A 16,083-nucleotide genomic window follows, 5' to 3' on the forward strand; every position below is an offset into this window, starting at 1 on the left:
TCTGCTTGCGTTACGCGGGCGACTCGTTCATTAGTGAACGGTGGCGTTCAACTGAACGGAGGCGTTCACTTTGTCAAGTGGCGAATTGAAACGGACTGGCAGGCCTGCTGACGAGGCCAAGCGCGCGGCGATTGTCGCGGCAGCCAGCCGTGCCTTCTTCGAACATGGATATGCGGCTACCTCGATCGAGCAGGTTGCCGCCGATGCCGGCGTCTCGAAGGTCACTATCTACAACCGGTTCGGCGATAAACGTTCCCTTTTCACTGCTGCGGTCGAACACGAATGCGAGCGGATGCGTGGCAGTTTCGAGGTCCCGGCCATCCCGAAAGGCAGTCTGCGCGACCGCCTGACTGCGATCGGCGAGGCGATGAGCGCCTTCCTCTCGCGGCCCGAAATGGTCCAGTTCGAGCGCAGGATTGCTGCCGAGACCGAGCACGACCCGGAAGTCGGCGCAACTTTCCTTGCGGCAGGCCCGCACCGGATGAAGGCCGCCTTTACCGCCTTCCTCGTAGCGATGCAGCAGGCAGGCGAAATCGATGTCCCCGACCCCGAGCTCGCGGCCGAACAATTCGTGAGCATGTGCAAGGGCATGGGCGATCTGGAGCGCCGGTTCGGCGCGCCGCTGGATCGAAAACGCGATCGCGAGCGCATCGAAGGTGCGGTGGAGACTTTCTGCCGCGCCTATGCAGTCGATGAGTGTGATCGCAATTAGCTGCTCGTCGCGGGGCGTGCTAAACTTGTCATTCACCCCCGCGCTCCTACATCTGGGGCTCAACCTTTGTAAGGATTGTCCACCGCAATGCGCGACGAAAATCAGAACCAGCCTCCCGAGCCAGAAGGCAATGGCCCGAATCCGTGGATCAAGAGCCTCATGGTCTGGGGCGGGGTCTTCCTCGGCCTGCTCCTGGTCGTTTCCATGTTCGGAGGCGGAAACCAGGCGGGCGGTACGCCGCTCCTCTACTCCGATTTCAAGGACAAGGTTGCCGAAGGCAAGGTCGAGACGGTCGTCATTTCGGACGAGAGCATTGCGGGCAAGACCACCGATGGCGAGAATTTCAGCACTATTCCGGTGAAGAACGATCCGGGCCTAACCCAGTTGCTAGAGGACAATGGCGTCCAGTATTCGGGCAAGGAAGAGGATAACGGCAACATGCTGATCTGGGCGCTGGTCCAGATCCTGCCCTTCCTGCTCATTCTCGGCATCGCCTTCTTCGCCCTGCGCCAGGTCCAGAAGGGCGGCGGCGCGGGCGGCGCGATGGGCTTCGGTAAGTCGAAGGCCAAGATGCTCACCGAAAAGCAGGGCCGCGTCACCTTCGAGGACGTGGCCGGCATCGACGAGGCGCGCGAGGAACTGGAAGAGATCGTCGAATTCCTGAAGGACCCGCAGCGCTTTTCCAAGCTCGGCGGCACGATCCCCAAGGGCGCACTGCTGGTCGGTTCGCCCGGTACCGGTAAGACGCTGCTCGCACGCGCTATCGCGGGCGAAGCGGGCGTGCCCTTCTTCACCATTTCAGGTTCGGACTTCGTCGAAATGTTCGTCGGCGTGGGCGCAAGCCGCGTGCGCGACATGTTTGAGCAGGCGAAGAAGAACGCACCCTGTATCCTCTTCATCGACGAAATCGACGCGGTCGGTCGTAGCCGCGGCCACGGTCTCGGCAATTCGAATGACGAACGCGAGCAGACGCTGAACCAGCTGCTGGTCGAGATGGACGGCTTCGAAGCCAATGAAGGCATCATCATCATCGCGGCGACCAACCGGCCCGATGTGCTCGACCCCGCGCTGCTGCGTCCGGGCCGTTTCGACCGCCAGGTCGTGGTGCCGATCCCCGATATCGACGGACGTGAGAAGATTCTCGCCGTGCACATGAAGAAGGTGCCGCTGGCACCCGACGTGAACCCGCGCACCATCGCGCGCGGTACGCCCGGCTTCTCGGGTGCGGACCTCGCCAACCTCGTCAACGAAGCAGCCCTGCTTGCGGCCCGCCGCAACAAGCGCCTCGTCGCGATGCAGGAATTCGAGGACGCCAAGGACAAGGTCATGATGGGCGCCGAGCGCAAATCGATGGTCATGGACGAGGATGAGAAAAAGATGACCGCCTATCACGAGGCAGGCCACGCGCTGGTCAGCCTCAACGAGCCGGCATCCGACCCCATCCACAAGGCGACGATCATCCCGCGCGGCCGTGCGCTGGGTATGGTGATGCGCCTGCCCGAACGCGACAACTACTCGTACCACCGCGACAAGATGCACGCGAACCTTGCCGTCGCCATGGGCGGCCGTGTGGCGGAAGAGATCATCTTCGGTCACGACAAGGTCTCGAGCGGCGCGAGCGGAGACATCCAATACGCCACAGACCTTGCGCGCAACATGGTCACCAAATGGGGCATGAGCGACAAGCTCGGACCGCTCCAGTACGAGGCCAGCCAGGAAGGTTATCTCGGCATGGGTTCGACCCAACGCACCATGGCGGGCGCGGAAACCAACAAGCTGATCGACGCCGAAATCAAGGCTCTGGTCGAAGGCGGTCTCAAGCGTGCAAACGACGTATTGACCGAGCAGGAAGACAAGCTCCACCTCCTCGCTCAGGCGCTGCTCGAATACGAGACGCTGACCGGCGAGGAAATCGACCAGCTCATGAAGGATGGCAAGATCGACCGTCCCGACGAGCCCAAGGGCCCGGTCGCGGTCCGTCCGGCTGGCAGCTCTACCGTACCCAAGGCCGGCAAGAAGTTCGGCGGATCGGGCGACAGCGCTCCTGCCGGAGCCTGATCAGCGCCGATCGGAAGAATACGGGGCGCCGGGGGAAACTCCGGCGCCCTTTTCTTTTAGTCTCGCGTCAAAGCGCGCCGATCAGCAGCAGAAGCTGGAGGAATATCGTCAGCACCACGAGGATGAAACCGGTGAGGACCAAGAGTCGCCAGAAAGCCGAAAAGCGCGACAATCCATAGGCACCGCGAAGGTGCTTGTAGATATGGATCGGCGGTATCAGGACCGAGGAGAAGAAGAGGATCGCCTCGTGTGCGCCGGCCAGTCCCATCATCGTTATGGTCAGGATCAGCAGTGACATGAAGCTGAGCGAATAGGTTACGAAGATCGCGTGGTCATAGGCGCGGAAGCGCCGCTTCCAGAAGAACAGCAGCCACACGAACGGGATCGACAGCGGGATCAGCAGCCAACTGAATTTATAGAAGTTGGTCTGCAGCTTGTAGAGCATGAGCGTCGGGTTCGTGCGCCACTTCTCAAGCGCCGCATCGATCCATTCGACACCCGAAGTCCCCACATTCATCTTAGTGTTGCCGTCGACGCTAAGCGGTATGGTAGTGTTGCCTTCCTCGTCGGTCTGGACGGGAATACCGCCCACGACCTCTTCGCCGGAAGCCTCCTGATCCTTTATCAGGTCGCGAAGCACGGGGACTTCCTCGGCAGCGGCGATAGCCTCGATCTGCTCGTCTAGCTCCGTTAGCCTGCGCTGCGCCGATGCGAGTTCAGGCTCCGAAAGCGTGCCGGACTCAATGCTCGCGGCGAGTTCGTCGCGGCGATCCTGCATCGTGCCGATCTGCTCGCGGGCCTGGGCGACGACCTCGTCGGTCTGTTCGTTGCCAAGATTTGTCGGCGTGCTGATGCCCGCGAACTGGAAGATCGCGAACATGAGGAAGATCGAGAATAGGAACAGCGCCATCGGAGAGACGAAGCGCGCGCGCTCGCCGTCGATGTAGCGGCGCGTCAATTCGCCCGGCTTGAAAAAGAGCTTGGGCAGAGTGCGCCAGGTCCGGCCTTCGAAATGCAGCGCGCCGTGGAGCAGATCGTGCATGAAAGCGCCCAGGGTACGGTGCAGATGCGCCTTCTGGCCGCATTCGTGGCAGTGCGCGCCGAGAAGCTCGGTGCCGCAATTGAGGCACTGTCCCTCGGCGAAATGTCCCTTCTCGAGAGGTGTATCGCTCTTGGCGCTACCGCCGACTGCCTTGGCGAAAAGCCCGCCTTCGACTGCCGTCCCGATTGCTTCGCCGAAATCACTCACGCCGTTCCCCCTCGTGTGTTCGCGAGGCGCAACTATACGGCTACGCGCCGGGAAGGCCAACTGCGGCGATCCGTCTTGCACAATGGCCGCGCTGCGCCGACATAAAGGCCGATGGAACCGATCGGCATGCAGGAACAGCTTGGCGCCTTCGCCGCGATGGCTCTCGTCTTCGCACTCTTCGCGGCTATCGAGTTCGTCCGGCCCGCCCGTTCGGCGCCGCGCGGCAGGCGATGGTTCACCAATCTCGCTCTATTCGCGATCGATACGCTGGCTGTGCGACTGCTCGTGCCTTTGCTGATGGTGGGTGCGGCTGTGCTTGCTGCCGAGCGTGGCTGGGGGCTCTTCAACCTCGTCGAGCTGCCGACATGGCTCGGCATCGTGCTCGCCGTCGTCGCGCTGGACCTCGCGCTCTACTTCCAGCACTGGGCGACCCACCGCGTCCCGCTGCTCTGGCGATTGCACAAGGTCCACCATTCCGATCCGGCATTCGACGTGACCACGGCCGCGCGGTTCCATCCCTTCGAGATCCTACTGAGCATGCTCTACAAGATGGCGGTCGTCGTGGCGCTGGGCCTGCCGGTCTGGGGCGTTTTCCTGTTCGAGGTCATCTTCAATCTCGCAACGCTGTTCACCCATGCAAACTTCGCGCTGCCGGTGCGGGCGGAGAAATCGGTTCGCGCTCTATTCGTCACGCCGGACATGCACCGAATCCATCACTCGGCGATCGAGCGCGAAACCAACAGCAACTACGGCACGCTGCTGTCGGGCTGGGACCGCCTTTTCGGTACCTACACGAGGGAAGCTGGAGGCCGCCTCACCATCGGGCTCGAGGATTATCAGGACACGAGGCCGCATGCGCTCGGCTGGAGCCTGCTGCTACCGTTCCGCAAATAGCTTTGCCGCAAATGAAAACCCGCCCGGTGAGGGGCGGGTTTTCAATTTTTCAGTTCGCCTGAAAGCGATCAGCCTTCGTAGTCGGCCCCGATCGAGGTCGAGCGGGTCGGCGCCGATGCGGTGATACGCAGCGCTTCGGCCGACTGGCTGAGCGAGCCGACTTCATCCATCTCGTCATCGTCGTCCGGCAGGATCTTCTGCAGGTTGGTGACGGCCGCTTCCTTGAGGTCCTTCGGCTTGACGGTCTGCTCGGCGATTTCGCGCAGTGCGACGACCGGGTTCTTGTCCCGGTCACGTTCGAGAGTGATCTCCGCGCCGCCAGAAATCTCGCGTGCACGCTGGGCAGCCAGCAGGACGAGATCGAAACGGTTGGGAACCTTGTCTACGCAGTCTTCGACGGTAACGCGCGCCATTGGGCACTCCGATGCAAATTCGAGAGAATCTTGGAAAGGGCGCCAAATAGGGAGGAGGTGGCCGATAGTCAAGGATTTGCGCCTTTGGCCGGGCGCGCTAAAGGTGGCAGCCACATGGGAGATCAGGCTCAGCAGGGGAAGGCCTTGGCCTATCGCGACCCACCGCCTTTCGAGGCCGAGGCGCAGGGCCAGTCGCTCGTCTTCTATCCGGCAGGCAAGGACCGCCGCGATGCGCTGATGGATCTGGTGCGTTCGGCCCGCGAAACCCTGGATATCTGCTTCTACATCTTTGCCGAGGACGAGGTTTCGACCGAGCTGCGCGACGGCTTGATCGAGGCGGCCCGGCGCGGGGTGGAGGTAACGCTCATTATCGACCGCTTCGGCGCTTCGGCGAGGGACGAGTTCCTAAAGCCCCTGCGCGAAGCAGGCGGTCGCTATCTCTTCTTCAGCCCGCGCTGGTCGATGCGCTACCTCATCCGCAACCACCAGAAGATGGTTATCGCCGACAATAGCCGCGCGATGTTCGGGGGCTTCAATATCGAAGACGACTATTTCGCCCCGCCGGAGAGCAACGGCTGGAACGATATCGGCATCCACATCGAAGGCGATGCGGTCCAAGGTCTCACCGACTGGTTCGCGAGGTTGCGAGACTGGACCGATGATGACCAAGCGCATTTCAGGGCGATCAAGAAGACCGTGCGCGACTGGGCATGGACTTCCGGCGACGGGAAAGCGCGCTGGCTCGTGGGCGGGCCGACCCGCGGTCTCTCGACTTGGGCGCGCTGCGTCACGCAGGACCTGAAGCAGGGCGAGAAGCTGGATATCTTCATGGCCTATTTCTCGCCGCCGTTCACGCTGCTGAAGCGGATCGCACGCGTCGCAAGGAAGGGGCAGACGCGGCTGCTCATGGCAGCCAAAAGCGACAATGGTGCCACGATCGGTGCGACCCGCTCGCTCTACAATTACCTCCTCAAACGTGGGGCCAGGATCTGGGAGTTCAGCCCTTGCAAGCTGCACACGAAGCTGCTCGTGCTCGACGATGCTGTCTATGTCGGCAGCGCGAATTTCGACATGCGCAGCCTCTATCTCAATCTCGAGATCATGCTGCGGATCGAGGACAGGGACTTGGCCGACAGGATGCGCGATTTCGTCTCCACGCATATCGAGGCGTCAGAGGAGATCACGCCGGAAAAGCATCGCAAGCGCGCGACCTTGTGGAACAGGATCCGCTGGTCGCTCGGCTGGGTGCTAGTCTCGGTGCTCGACTACACAGTGACGCGCAGGCTGAACCTCGGCTTCTGAGGGATACTTCCGGAACCCTTCGTATCCTTGAGCCGTAGGCCAACGTGAAGGAGACCATCATGCGACAAATCATCGCCGCCGCCGCGCTCGTTTCTTTAGCAGCTTGTGCGGAGCCCATCGAAGAGGGCGAGCGCGACGAGTACATCGGGCAGGCTCCGGCCATTACGGAGACGCCCGATGCCGAGGCGACGCAGGCGCTGCTGGTGCCCGGCATCATCGATGCGAACCTGCGCCGCGAAAGAGAGCTGGCTGGCGACCTCGGCTGCCTCTTCCTGCGCGAGAACGATGTTCTTTTCGCCGCAGCGGCGAATTCGGTATCGATCGAAGGTGCTAAGGGCCTGATCGTGCTCGATGGCGAACCGCGCGAAGTCGAAATGGATGGCTCCGGCGGCTACAATTCGCTGCAGGCAGGTGCAGGCTTCACCGGTTCCGAAGGTCTGACGGTGGAGATCGCCGTTGGCGAACCGGCAGAGATCACCGAGACCCCCGCACCGCTGACCGGACCGGCCCCACTGGAGGCTACAATGACCGTAACCCGTGGCGAACAGGAGCTGAGCCTCGAAGGTCGCTATGAATGCGGGCCGCAGCCCGAAGCCTGACCTATTCGTAATCCTCGTAGCCGCCGCGCATTTCCGGCGAGGAGAACTTGGTGAACTCGCTCTGGAACAGCAGCGGGACATTGCCGGTCGAACCGTGACGCTGCTTGGCGACGATCAGCGTGGCGCGGTTGACCAGTTCGAGATGGCGCGCTTCCCAATCGGCATACTTCTGGCGCACGTCCTCGCTGCTGGTCTCGTCCGGTGTGTCGGGCTTCAATGCATTGTGGTAATATTCGCCGCGGAAGATGAACCAGACCATGTCGGCGTCCTGCTCGATCGAGCCGGATTCACGAAGGTCGGACAGCTGCGGGCGCTTGTCTTCGCGCTGCTCCACAGCACGGCTGAGCTGCGAGAGCGCGATCACGGGGACGTGCAGCTCCTTGGCGAGCGTCTTCAGGCCTCGGCTGATCTCCGAAATTTCGTTCACGCGGTTGTCGTTCGCGCGGCCCGAACCCTGCAGCAGCTGGAGGTAGTCGACGATCACGAGGCCGATGTCGTGGCGACGCTTCAACCGGCGCGCGCGCGTGCGCAGCGAACCGATCGTGAGGCCGGGGGTGTCGTCGATATAGAGCGGGAGCTCGTTCAGTTCCTGGCTGGCGAAGGACAGGCGCTGGAACTCCTCCTTGCTCAGCTTGCCCGAACGCAGCTTCTCCGAGGAGATTTCCGCCGTCTCGGCGAGGATACGGGTGGCGAGCTGGTCGGCGCTCATTTCGAGGCTGAAGAAGGCGGTGGCGGCTCCGGGCGAGATCTTCGCCCTCGATTCCGATCTTCTTGTCATCCATCAGGCGGCGTGCCGCGTTGAATGCGATGTTGGTCGCAAGCGAGGTCTTGCCCATGCCCGGACGCCCGGCGAGGATGATAAGGTCGGAATTGTGCAGGCCGGAAGTCTTGTCGTTGACCGTTTCAAGGCCGGTCGTCTTGCCTGAAAACTTGCCGCCCGAATTGATCGCGGCCTCGACCATCTTGAGCGCGCCCAATGCGGCGGTGCGGAAGTCCTGCGCCTCGCTGCCCGTCGTTGCGCCTTCGGCCACCTTGTAGAGATCGGCCTCTGCCTGGCTGATCTTATCCATCGGCGCGACTTCTTCCGAAGTGTCCAGCGCGCCCTCGACGAGGTTGCGACCCACGCTCACCAGTTCGCGCAGCAGGGCAAGATCGTAGATCTGCTCGGCCAGCTTGCCGGTCGCCAGCAAACCCTGCCCGTCGGCGGTCAGCTGCGCGAGATAGGTCACGCCGCCGAGCTGCTTCAAAGCCTCGTCGCTTTCGAAATAGGGCTTCAGCGTTACCGGCGTGGCGACCGAATTGCGGTCGATCAGCTTATGGATGCGCTCGTAGATGCGCTGGTGCACCGGCTCGAAGAAATGATGCGGCTGGAGCGGGGTGTTGAGCTCCTGCACGACCTGGTTGTCGATCAGCACCGCGCCAAGGAAGGCGGCCTCGGCCTCGACATTGCTCGGCAGGGTCTGGCCCTGCACCTGCTTGGCGGGAGTCGACTCAGTGTCGGGGAAGAGGAGGTCGGTATCAGCCATGCGCGGCACCATGTTGCATTATGCACTTTGCATAAACCGCCAATATGAATCGGTCGCGGACAGCTCTGTGGATGGAAAGGGAAAACATGCCCCCTTGCCCCGCACCCTCGCAGTTGCGAAAGCAGCCTTCGAACAATGTCCGAATCCGCAGCACCTTCCGGCGACCAGCGCATAGCCAAGATCGACCTCGACGAGGAAACGATCATCTGGCGCAATGCCGATATCGAACAGGAGCGGCGGATCGCGATCTTCGACCTGATCGAGGAAAACACCTTCAAACCTTTACGCGCCACCGAGCGCGGGGCGCTGGGCCCCTACCACCTGCGCCTTGCCGTGCGTGACGGGCGCCTGCTGATGACCATTGCCGACACCGAGGATGCGGTGCTCGAGGAATTGCTGCTCGGCCTTGCGCGTTTCCGCCGCCCGATCCGCGAGTATTTCGCGATCTGCGACAGCTATTACCAGGCCATCCGCAAGGCGACGCCCGGCGAGATCGAAACGATCGACATGGCCCGGCGCGGGGTCCACAACCGTGCAGCCGAACTCCTGCTCGAGCGGCTGGAAGGCAAGGTCGAGACCGATTTTGCCACCGCGCGCCGGCTGTTCACGCTGATCTGCGTGCTCCACATCAAAGGCTGAGGCATGGCGCGCACAAGGCGAAAGAAGAAGCGCGGCGGCCTGTTCGTCAAACTGCTGCTCCTCCTGTTGCTGGCAGGTGCGGGCTTCTATGCCTGGACCTGGTACGAGCAGCGCGGCTGGCGGCCCGACGAGGACGTCTATCCTGACCAAGGCGCGCTGATCGGCGAGGCCGACGGAGCGGTGAATTTCACCGTGCTCAAGGGGTTGGGTGCAAACTTCGTCTATATCGAGGCGAGCCGGGGCGCGCGCGGCAAGGACGCGAATTTCTCGCGCAATCTGGAGGCGGCGCGCGAGGCGGGCCTGCAGGTCGGCGCCGTGCATCTCTTCGACCCATGCGAGACGGCTGACGGCCAATCGGCGAATTACGTCACCATCGTTCCGCGCGATGCGGACCTGCTCCCGCCTGCCATCCGGCTTTCGCGCACGACCGAGGAATGTTTCGAGCGCGTCTCCGATGCGGCGGTGCAGAGCGAGCTCCTTACGCTGGTGAACCAGATCGAGGCTCATACCGAGGCACCCGTGGTGCTCTCGCCGAGCGAGGCATTCGAGGACCGCTATCGTCCTGCTCGCCGCCTCGAACGCGCGCTCTGGCTCGATGGCGACATGGCGGAACCCGACTATGCGGGCAGACCCTGGACCGTGTGGACCGCGAACTCCGCCTATGCGAGCGATGCAGCCGAGACCCCCTTGCGCTGGCTGGTCGTGCGACCCTAGGACTGCTTCATGACCGACGAAGACCTCATCGCCGCTGCCCGCGAGGCTGCCGGAAATTCCTATTCGCCCTATTCGAACTTTGCCGTGGGCAGTGCACTGCGCTTTGCCGACGGAAGCGTAGTAACCGGCACCAATATCGAGAATGCGAGCTATGGCCTCGCGCTCTGCGCCGAAACGGTCGCGGTCTCGAAGGCTATGGCAAACGGTGTGCGCGGCGGGCTGGAGGCGGTTGCGGTGACCGGGCCCGGCGACACGCCGATCACGCCGTGCGGACGCTGCCGGCAGGTGCTCAACGAACTCGCACAGCTTGGCGGGACGGACCCGCTGATCCTTTGCGTGGGTCCTGAGGAAGTGCGTCGCGTGCGCCTGAGCGAGTTGCTGCCCGACGCATTCGGTCCTGCAAGCCTCGACTAAGCCTTTCTTCACGAATTCGGGCTAGCTGGGTTTCGTGGCGCGATGTGCGTCCGGAGTGAGCCCCAATGAAGTTTGTGACTCTCGAATCGCGCGGCGGCAATTACATGGTCGTCGCGAGCAATGTCGCCTGGCTCAGGGTCGGCGAGAATGGCCAGACACTGGTCGGCATCATCGGCAGCCAGCCGCTGCTCGTGACGGGAACGCCCGAGAGCGTGGCGCAGAAACTCGCCGCGACCTGAGGCGCTGGCCTAGCTGCCTGCCTCCCGCTAGGACCGGTGACATGATCGACCGGCGCGGCGCATTTGGCTCGGTGGCAGCCCTCTCCTTGGTTCTGGGTTCGCCCGCCATTGCGCTGGCGAGAAGCCGTGGGATAGCGCGCCGCATTTCGCTCGGTGACACGGTCGGACTGGTCGCCCCGGCCAGCGCAGTTTCCGAAGGTGAGATCGCCTTTGCGCAGCACAATGTCAGCGGCATGGGTCTCGTTCCGAAGCTGGGCGCCAATGTCGCGCGAACCGACGGCTACCTTGCAGGAACCGATGCCGAGCGCGCGGCCGACCTCAACGCCATGTTTGCCGACGATGACATCGCCGCGATCTTCGCGATCCGCGGCGGCTGGGGCGGAGCGCGGCTGCTCGAGCTGCTCGACTGGGACATGATCGCGCGCAATCCCAAGCTGCTGATCGGCTACAGCGACACGACCTCGCTGCACCTCGCGATCGCCGCGCGGGCAGGATTTGCCACGCTGCACGCGCCCAATGCGAGCAGCCCCTGGCCGAAAGCCAGCTGGGAAAGTCTCTGGCGGCTCGGCTTCACTGGCGAGACCCCGGTGCTGGCCGACGATGGCGAGGTCTCGACGGGGCGCACGATTACTTCGGGGCGCGCCCCCGGAAGGCTACTAGGTGGCAACCTCACCGTCCTTTCGACCCTTATGGGCACGCCGTGGACGCCCGATTTCGACGGCGCGATCCTCTTCCTCGAGGACGTCAACGAGGAGGAATACCGTATCGATCGCATGCTCCAGCAACTCTCGCTGGCAGGCGTGCTCGACAGGCTGTCAGGCGTGGTTTTCGGCCGCTGCCGCAGCTGCGCCTCGGACGACCCTGACTATGCCGGGCTAACGCTGGACGAGGTTCTTGACCGGCATCTCGCGCGGCTTGGCATTCCCGCCTTCGTCGGCGCGAACATCGGCCACCATCGCGGGCAGTTGAGCCTCCCGCATGGGGGCGATGTGGAGATCGATGCGGACGCGCGCACGATCGAACTCAAGATTCCGATCGTGCGCTGAGGCGCGTCAGACGCCCTGTTGGTCCATGAATTCGACCAGCGCCGCGAGACAGTCGCGCGCAAGGAACTTGCAGCGCTCGGGCGACCACCCCTGCTCGGGCTCGGGATCTACCTTGTTGTCCTTGTAGGGCATCTCGAGCGTCATCGCGGTCGCGCCGAAACGCTCTGCGACCTGATTGGTGCTCATCGAGAGATTGGCCTTGCCCGGGGCGGCCTTGGTGTAGCCCTGTTCGGTCTGGAAATCGGGTGTGCGGCGATCCAGGATGCTCTCGTAGCTGTAATAGCGCTTGCCGTGCTCCTCGGTCCACGAAGGGATACCCTCGTAGCCGGCGAGGAAGCTGACAGGGATCGCCTCGTCACCGTGGACATCCATGGCGAAATCGACGCCGGTCTTGTCCATGTGGTTGCGGATCGCGAGGACTTCCGGGCTGCGCTCGGCAGTCGGGTTTTCCCACTCGCGGTTGAGGTTCGCACCGGCTGCGTTGACGCGCAAATTGCCGCGGCGCGAGCCGTCGGGGTTGCAGTTCGGCACGATGTGCAGGCGGCAGCGCTTGCGCAGCGCGCGGCCCACGCTGTCGGCGGGATCGGTCAGCACTTCGAGCGCGCCTTCCATCCACCATTCGGCCTGCGTTTCGCCCGGATGCTGGCGGGCATAGAGCCACACGTTGTAGCTGCCTTCGCCCATCTCGAGGCAGTCGATAGGCTGGCCGTCGAGCGTATTGCCGAGCGCGATATGGTCGACGCCTTCCGAAGCGGCTGCTTCGGCGACGAGGTCGTGGTGACGCTCCATCGAGTATGGAGCGAAATAGGCGAACCATGCGATATCGCTGGCGGGCGTGTAGCGGATCGTCAACGTGCCGCCTTGCTCATCCTTGTCGTAGCTCGACGAAGCGCGGCCCCAATAGTCGCGGTCTTCGGAAACGCAGGCGTCATAGTCGGGCCAGCCATCGGGATAGGCACTGTCCGAAAGCTGCGTGATCTTGAGCACCAGTTCGCGGCCCTTCGCGCCAGCGACGCGGAAGTGGAACCACTGCTTGAACTCGCTCTCGGTATCCAGCGGGATGGCCAGCGTCGCATTCGCGCCGTCCACCGACAGGACCTCGATGTTGCCGCTGTCGAATGCTGAATCAATGCGGATATCGCTCACTCGGAGACCTCTACTTCTATGGTTTCGCCATTGTTGCCGGGGAAATCGCTGAACAGCGCGGCGGCCACCGTCTGCGCGTTGGCGTTTGATCGCGCAAGGGGAGAATTGTCTTTCACACGGAAGTCTGCGCGGCCTTCCCAAAGGCTTTGCGAGGTGTCCGCATCACGGATGGTCACGGCGAGCATCGTGCCGACCTTGTCGCGCTCTCCGCCGCCCAGGTTGATACCGATGCCGACGCCCACGCCGGACCCGTAAGTCCCCGTGCTGCCGCCAACGCCGACGCTGACCGGCGAGCGCCTGCCGCCTGCCTCGAGGACGTAGCGCTCGACCGAGACCGTCGCGATCTGCGAGGCCGATGCACGGTCGCTCTCGGTATAGCCCAGGCTGCGCAGTTCCTCGGCAATGGCCGACTTGTACGGCGCCATCATCAGGCTGTCGTTGTCTTCACCTTCCGCGCTTTCGATGAAGATCGTGCCTTCGCCCAACCTTTCGACGCTCTCGGGCGCGACGAAGCGCGTTACCTCGACCGGGCCGGGAGGCGTTGCGCAGGCGCCAAGGGCAAGTGTTGCCAGCGCGGCGGAAAAGAGGGTTGGATACTTCATCGTGCGACCTTTCATGCAATGCGAAAAACCGAAGCTCAGCTTCTACCAACGGGTAGTGGCAAGCAAGGCTCCGCAATGCATGCGGCGAGCCTCTTAGGTAATTGCCCTTACCAAATCGTATGCTAGGCCCGCCGTCGATGGAAAACGACAGCAAGGTCCCCGTCCTCGTCACCGGCGGCGCCGGATATATCGGCAGTCATGCGGTGCTCGCGCTCAAGGATGCGGGATGGCCTGTGGCGGTGATCGACAACCTCTCGACTGGCTTTGCCTTCGCCGTTCCGGAGGGCGTGCCTCTTTATGAAGGCGACATTGCCGACGCCGAACTATTGGCGCGGATTTTCTCCGAACAAGGCACGAGGGCGATAATGCACTTCGCAGGCTCGATCGTCGTCCCTGAATCGGTCGAGCAGCCGCTCAAATATTACGAGAACAACACGGTGAAGAGCCGCGCGCTGATCGAGGCCGCGGTAAAGGGCGGGGTGGAGCATTTCATCTTCTCTTCCACCGCGGCGACCTATGGCGTGCCGGAAGGCTCTCCGATTTCCGAGGATTCGCCGAGGAACCCGATCAACCCGTATGGCTGGTCGAAGCTGATGACGGAGCAGATGCTTGCCGATGCGAGTGAGGCCCACGGGTTCAATTTCTGTGCGCTCAGGTATTTCAACGTGGCAGGCGCCGATCCGCAGGCACGCAGCGGCCAGTCCACGGCGGGCGCAACGCATCTCATCAAGGTCGCCTGCGAGGCGGCGACCGGAAAGCGCGACGGCGTCTCGGTATTCGGGAACGACTACGATACGCCCGACGGGACCGGCGTGCGCGACTATATCCATGTCAGCGACCTAGCCTCGGCCCATGTGCTCGCACTCGAAGCGCTGATCGGACATCCCGATCGTTCGCTCACCATGAACTGCGGCTATGGCAAGGGCTTCTCGGTGCTCGAAGTGCTCGATGCGGTCGACAGGGTGACGAACTCGAAGATCGAGAGGCGAATGGAACCGCGCCGGGCGGGCGATCCGGCCGAGCTGGTGTCCGATCCCTCGCGCATCCGCGCCACATTGCCGTGGAAGCCCGAGCATGACGATCTCGGCGAGATCATCACACATGCGCTGCAATGGGAGCGCAGGCTGACCGAATTGCGGGGAAAGCCTTGACCAGAATCACCGCGCTCGCTAACGGGCGCGCTTGAAATTGGCGCGTCGGGGCTCCATCTCCGGCGCGTATTTATTTGATTAGAGAGATACGATGAAGATCCGCAACAGCCTCAAGTCGCTCAAGAGCCGTCACCGCGATTGCCGCGTGATCCGTCGTCGCGGCCGCACTTACGTCATCAACAAGACCAACCGTCGCTTCAAGGCCCGCCAGGGCTAAGCTTCGGCTGCGCGGGGCATGCCTCGCGATTGTCTGTCTATCGGCCCGGCTCCCCTAGGGAGTGCGGGCCGTTGATGTTTGGAGTGACGTGAAATGGCTAAGCAAGCTGTCGAGGCTGTAGTCTTCGACGTGGGGCGTGTCCTCTACCAGTGGCAGCTGTCTGCCCTGTTCGAGAAGATCGTCGACGATCCGGTGCGGTTAGAGAAGGTCCTCGGTGAAGTCGTGACCGAGGAATGGCACTTCGAGCATGATCGCGGGCGCCCGCTCGCCGACATGGTGCCCGAACGGATCGCGCTATATCCCGAATTCGAGACCGAAATCCGCGCCTATGCGGGTCGCTTCAACGAAACCATTCCCGGGCCCGTCGCTGGCAGCCACGCGCTGGTCGAGCGGCTCGACGAGCGCGGCATGCCGCTTTTCGCGATCACCAATTTCGGAGCCGAGTTCTGGGCGGGCTTCGTGCCGACCGCGCCGATCTTCACGCGTTTCCGCGACATCGTCGTCTCGGGCGAGGAATGCCTCGCCAAACCCGACCCGGCGATCTTCGCGCTGTCTGCAGAGCGTTTCGGCCATGAACCGGCAGGAATGCTCTTCATCGACGACAATGCCGCCAATATCGAATCGGCGCGCGAATGCGGGTGGCAGGTCCATCATTTCATCGACGCGGGCGGTCTCGAGCGCGATCTTGCTGACCGCGGCCTCGTCTAGGCAAGAAAAAGCCCCGGCGGATGTCGCCGGGGCTCATAGGTCCACCCTGATGGAGAGGGGGTGGGGGACTAGGAGGCATTCGCTATCAGCGGTTGCACTTCTCGAGACGCGATTCCTCGAGCTGTTCACCCTTGGTGGTGAAAGCGACGACTTCGCCGAGATCGCGCTGGAGTTCGCGGCACATGCGCATCGGACGCGAGGTGCCCTTGCCGGCGACACAGGTCGTGTCCTGGCACTTCCATGCAACGCCGCCGGCGATGACGGTGGTTTCGCTGGCAGGCTGTGCGAGCTCGGCGGTGTAGAACGGGCCGGTGTCGCGCGCTTCGGCGACGGTCGGCAGGGCCAGCGTGCCGAAGCCGGCAGCGGTGTAAGCGAGAGCAGCGCCGAGGACGCCGAGCTTGGTCGAACGGGGGAGGGAGAGGGTCATCGATCGGTACCTTTCGGTTGGTGCATT

General features: G+C 63.0%; 18 protein-coding genes and 1 pseudogene. 13 read left to right on the top strand and 6 right to left on the bottom strand.

All coding sequences use genetic code 11. From position 1 onward, the window contains the following. Nucleotides 1-85: 85 nt before the first annotated feature. Both ACZ1G8_RS07810 and ftsH read left to right on the top strand, forming a co-directional pair. Nucleotides 86-712, top strand: a complete 627-nt coding sequence (locus ACZ1G8_RS07810) for a TetR/AcrR family transcriptional regulator (RefSeq protein WP_472678903.1) — start codon at nt 86-88, stop codon at nt 710-712. Between the two features lie 87 nt (nt 713-799). Continuing rightward, entirely contained in the window at nt 800-2,770 is a 1,971-nt protein-coding gene (ftsH, locus tag ACZ1G8_RS07815; protein ID WP_472678904.1) for an ATP-dependent zinc metalloprotease FtsH, read from the top strand. A 67-nt stretch (nt 2,771-2,837) separates the two neighbouring features. On the opposite strand, the gene ACZ1G8_RS07820 is transcribed toward ftsH, so the two are convergent. Beyond that, the gene (locus ACZ1G8_RS07820; RefSeq protein ID WP_472678905.1) at nt 2,838-4,019 is read right to left on the bottom strand and encodes a DUF3667 domain-containing protein; all 1,182 of its coding nucleotides are present in this window, start codon (nt 4,017-4,019) and stop codon (nt 2,838-2,840) included. A gap of 111 nt (nt 4,020-4,130) precedes the next feature. On the opposite strand from ACZ1G8_RS07820, the gene ACZ1G8_RS07825 reads away from it, so the two are divergent. After that, on the top strand, nt 4,131-4,913 hold the full coding sequence (locus ACZ1G8_RS07825; RefSeq protein WP_472678906.1) for a sterol desaturase family protein: 783 nt from the start codon (nt 4,131-4,133) through the stop codon (nt 4,911-4,913). 68 nt (nt 4,914-4,981) lie between these two features. On the opposite strand, the gene rpoZ is transcribed toward ACZ1G8_RS07825, so the two are convergent. Further along, a complete protein-coding gene (gene rpoZ / locus ACZ1G8_RS07830) occupies nt 4,982-5,326 on the bottom strand; it encodes a DNA-directed RNA polymerase subunit omega (RefSeq protein ID WP_222405454.1) in 345 nt (114 codons plus the stop codon). Nucleotides 5,327-5,440: 114 nt separating this feature from the next. Between rpoZ and ACZ1G8_RS07835 the strand changes: the two genes are divergently transcribed. Next, a complete protein-coding gene (locus ACZ1G8_RS07835) occupies nt 5,441-6,628 on the top strand; it encodes a phospholipase D-like domain-containing protein (protein WP_472678907.1) in 1,188 nt (395 codons plus the stop codon). Between the two features lie 59 nt (nt 6,629-6,687). Further along, nucleotides 6,688-7,227, top strand: a complete 540-nt coding sequence (locus tag ACZ1G8_RS07840; RefSeq protein ID WP_472678908.1) for a hypothetical protein — start codon at nt 6,688-6,690, stop codon at nt 7,225-7,227. Nucleotide 7,228: 1 nt separating this feature from the next. Here ACZ1G8_RS07840 and ACZ1G8_RS07845 read toward each other — a convergent pair. Continuing rightward, a pseudogene (locus ACZ1G8_RS07845) lies at nt 7,229-8,753 on the bottom strand (replicative DNA helicase). A 135-nt stretch (nt 8,754-8,888) separates the two neighbouring features. On the opposite strand from ACZ1G8_RS07845, the gene ACZ1G8_RS07850 reads away from it, so the two are divergent. The 5 genes from ACZ1G8_RS07850 (at nt 8,889) to ACZ1G8_RS07870 (ending at nt 11,805) form a co-directional block, all read left to right on the top strand. Further along, on the top strand, nt 8,889-9,392 hold the full coding sequence (locus ACZ1G8_RS07850; RefSeq protein WP_472678909.1) for a UPF0262 family protein: 504 nt from the start codon (nt 8,889-8,891) through the stop codon (nt 9,390-9,392). Between the two features lie 3 nt (nt 9,393-9,395). Then, nucleotides 9,396-10,106 carry a glycoside hydrolase family 25 protein gene (locus tag ACZ1G8_RS07855; RefSeq protein ID WP_472678910.1) on the top strand — a complete coding sequence of 237 codons (711 nt, stop codon included), beginning with the start codon at nt 9,396-9,398 and terminating at the stop codon, nt 10,104-10,106. Between the two features lie 9 nt (nt 10,107-10,115). Then, nucleotides 10,116-10,520 (top strand): cytidine deaminase, encoded by a 405-nt coding sequence (locus tag ACZ1G8_RS07860; RefSeq protein WP_472678911.1) that lies wholly within the window; start codon nt 10,116-10,118, stop codon nt 10,518-10,520. A gap of 65 nt (nt 10,521-10,585) precedes the next feature. Continuing rightward, nucleotides 10,586-10,759 carry a hypothetical protein gene (locus ACZ1G8_RS07865; RefSeq protein WP_472678912.1) on the top strand — a complete coding sequence of 58 codons (174 nt, stop codon included), beginning with the start codon at nt 10,586-10,588 and terminating at the stop codon, nt 10,757-10,759. Nucleotides 10,760-10,800: 41 nt separating this feature from the next. After that, nucleotides 10,801-11,805, top strand: coding sequence for a S66 peptidase family protein (locus ACZ1G8_RS07870; RefSeq protein WP_472678913.1), 1,005 nt, complete (start codon nt 10,801-10,803; stop codon nt 11,803-11,805). A gap of 6 nt (nt 11,806-11,811) precedes the next feature. Here ACZ1G8_RS07870 and ACZ1G8_RS07875 read toward each other — a convergent pair whose 3' ends face one another. Both ACZ1G8_RS07875 and ACZ1G8_RS07880 read right to left on the bottom strand, forming a co-directional pair. Continuing rightward, a complete protein-coding gene (locus ACZ1G8_RS07875) occupies nt 11,812-12,951 on the bottom strand; it encodes a M14 family metallopeptidase (protein WP_472678914.1) in 1,140 nt (379 codons plus the stop codon). Then, nucleotides 12,948-13,553, bottom strand: coding sequence for a DUF4136 domain-containing protein (locus ACZ1G8_RS07880; RefSeq protein WP_472678915.1), 606 nt, complete (start codon nt 13,551-13,553; stop codon nt 12,948-12,950). The genes ACZ1G8_RS07875 and ACZ1G8_RS07880 overlap by 4 nt, the downstream gene beginning before the upstream one ends. A gap of 137 nt (nt 13,554-13,690) precedes the next feature. Between ACZ1G8_RS07880 and galE the strand changes: the two genes are divergently transcribed. From galE to ACZ1G8_RS07895, 3 genes are all read left to right on the top strand, one after another. Beyond that, the gene (galE, locus tag ACZ1G8_RS07885; RefSeq protein WP_472678916.1) at nt 13,691-14,704 is read left to right on the top strand and encodes a UDP-glucose 4-epimerase GalE; all 1,014 of its coding nucleotides are present in this window, start codon (nt 13,691-13,693) and stop codon (nt 14,702-14,704) included. A gap of 91 nt (nt 14,705-14,795) precedes the next feature. Beyond that, nucleotides 14,796-14,921, top strand: a complete 126-nt coding sequence (gene ykgO, locus ACZ1G8_RS07890) for a type B 50S ribosomal protein L36 (RefSeq protein WP_006833921.1) — start codon at nt 14,796-14,798, stop codon at nt 14,919-14,921. A gap of 93 nt (nt 14,922-15,014) precedes the next feature. Further along, nucleotides 15,015-15,629: an HAD family hydrolase gene (locus tag ACZ1G8_RS07895; RefSeq protein ID WP_472678917.1), complete on the top strand. Its 615-nt coding sequence runs from the start codon at nt 15,015-15,017 to the stop codon at nt 15,627-15,629. 85 nt (nt 15,630-15,714) lie between these two features. On the opposite strand, the gene ACZ1G8_RS07900 is transcribed toward ACZ1G8_RS07895, so the two are convergent. Further along, nucleotides 15,715-16,056, bottom strand: coding sequence for a CC_3452 family protein (locus tag ACZ1G8_RS07900; protein WP_472678918.1), 342 nt, complete (start codon nt 16,054-16,056; stop codon nt 15,715-15,717). Between the last annotated feature and the right edge of the window lie 27 nt (nt 16,057-16,083).

The sequence above is a fragment of the Qipengyuania sp. BR81-2 genome (assembly GCF_055693895.1).

Bases quoted from the DNA above. Each gene is read 5' to 3' on its own strand.
- ACZ1G8_RS07825 (WP_472678906.1), top strand. From the start codon at position 4,131: ATGGAACCGATCGGCATGCAGGAACAGCTTGGCGCCTTCGCCGCGATG.
- ACZ1G8_RS07855 (WP_472678910.1), top strand. From the start codon at position 9,396: ATGGCGCGCACAAGGCGAAAGAAGAAGCGCGGCGGCCTGTTCGTCAAA.
- ACZ1G8_RS07835 (WP_472678907.1), top strand. From the start codon at position 5,441: ATGGGAGATCAGGCTCAGCAGGGGAAGGCCTTGGCCTATCGCGACCCA.
- ACZ1G8_RS07850 (WP_472678909.1), top strand. From the start codon at position 8,889: ATGTCCGAATCCGCAGCACCTTCCGGCGACCAGCGCATAGCCAAGATC.
- ACZ1G8_RS07860 (WP_472678911.1), top strand. From the start codon at position 10,116: ATGACCGACGAAGACCTCATCGCCGCTGCCCGCGAGGCTGCCGGAAAT.
- ACZ1G8_RS07865 (WP_472678912.1), top strand. From the start codon at position 10,586: ATGAAGTTTGTGACTCTCGAATCGCGCGGCGGCAATTACATGGTCGTC.
- galE (WP_472678916.1), top strand. From the start codon at position 13,691: ATGGAAAACGACAGCAAGGTCCCCGTCCTCGTCACCGGCGGCGCCGGA.
- ACZ1G8_RS07895 (WP_472678917.1), top strand. From the start codon at position 15,015: ATGGCTAAGCAAGCTGTCGAGGCTGTAGTCTTCGACGTGGGGCGTGTC.
- ACZ1G8_RS07900 (WP_472678918.1), bottom strand. From the start codon at position 16,056: ATGACCCTCTCCCTCCCCCGTTCGACCAAGCTCGGCGTCCTCGGCGCT.
- ykgO (WP_006833921.1), top strand. From the start codon at position 14,796: ATGAAGATCCGCAACAGCCTCAAGTCGCTCAAGAGCCGTCACCGCGAT.
- rpoZ (WP_222405454.1), bottom strand. From the start codon at position 5,326: ATGGCGCGCGTTACCGTCGAAGACTGCGTAGACAAGGTTCCCAACCGT.
- ACZ1G8_RS07880 (WP_472678915.1), bottom strand. From the start codon at position 13,553: ATGAAGTATCCAACCCTCTTTTCCGCCGCGCTGGCAACACTTGCCCTT.
- ACZ1G8_RS07840 (WP_472678908.1), top strand. From the start codon at position 6,688: ATGCGACAAATCATCGCCGCCGCCGCGCTCGTTTCTTTAGCAGCTTGT.
- ACZ1G8_RS07870 (WP_472678913.1), top strand. From the start codon at position 10,801: ATGATCGACCGGCGCGGCGCATTTGGCTCGGTGGCAGCCCTCTCCTTG.
- ftsH (WP_472678904.1), top strand. From the start codon at position 800: ATGCGCGACGAAAATCAGAACCAGCCTCCCGAGCCAGAAGGCAATGGC.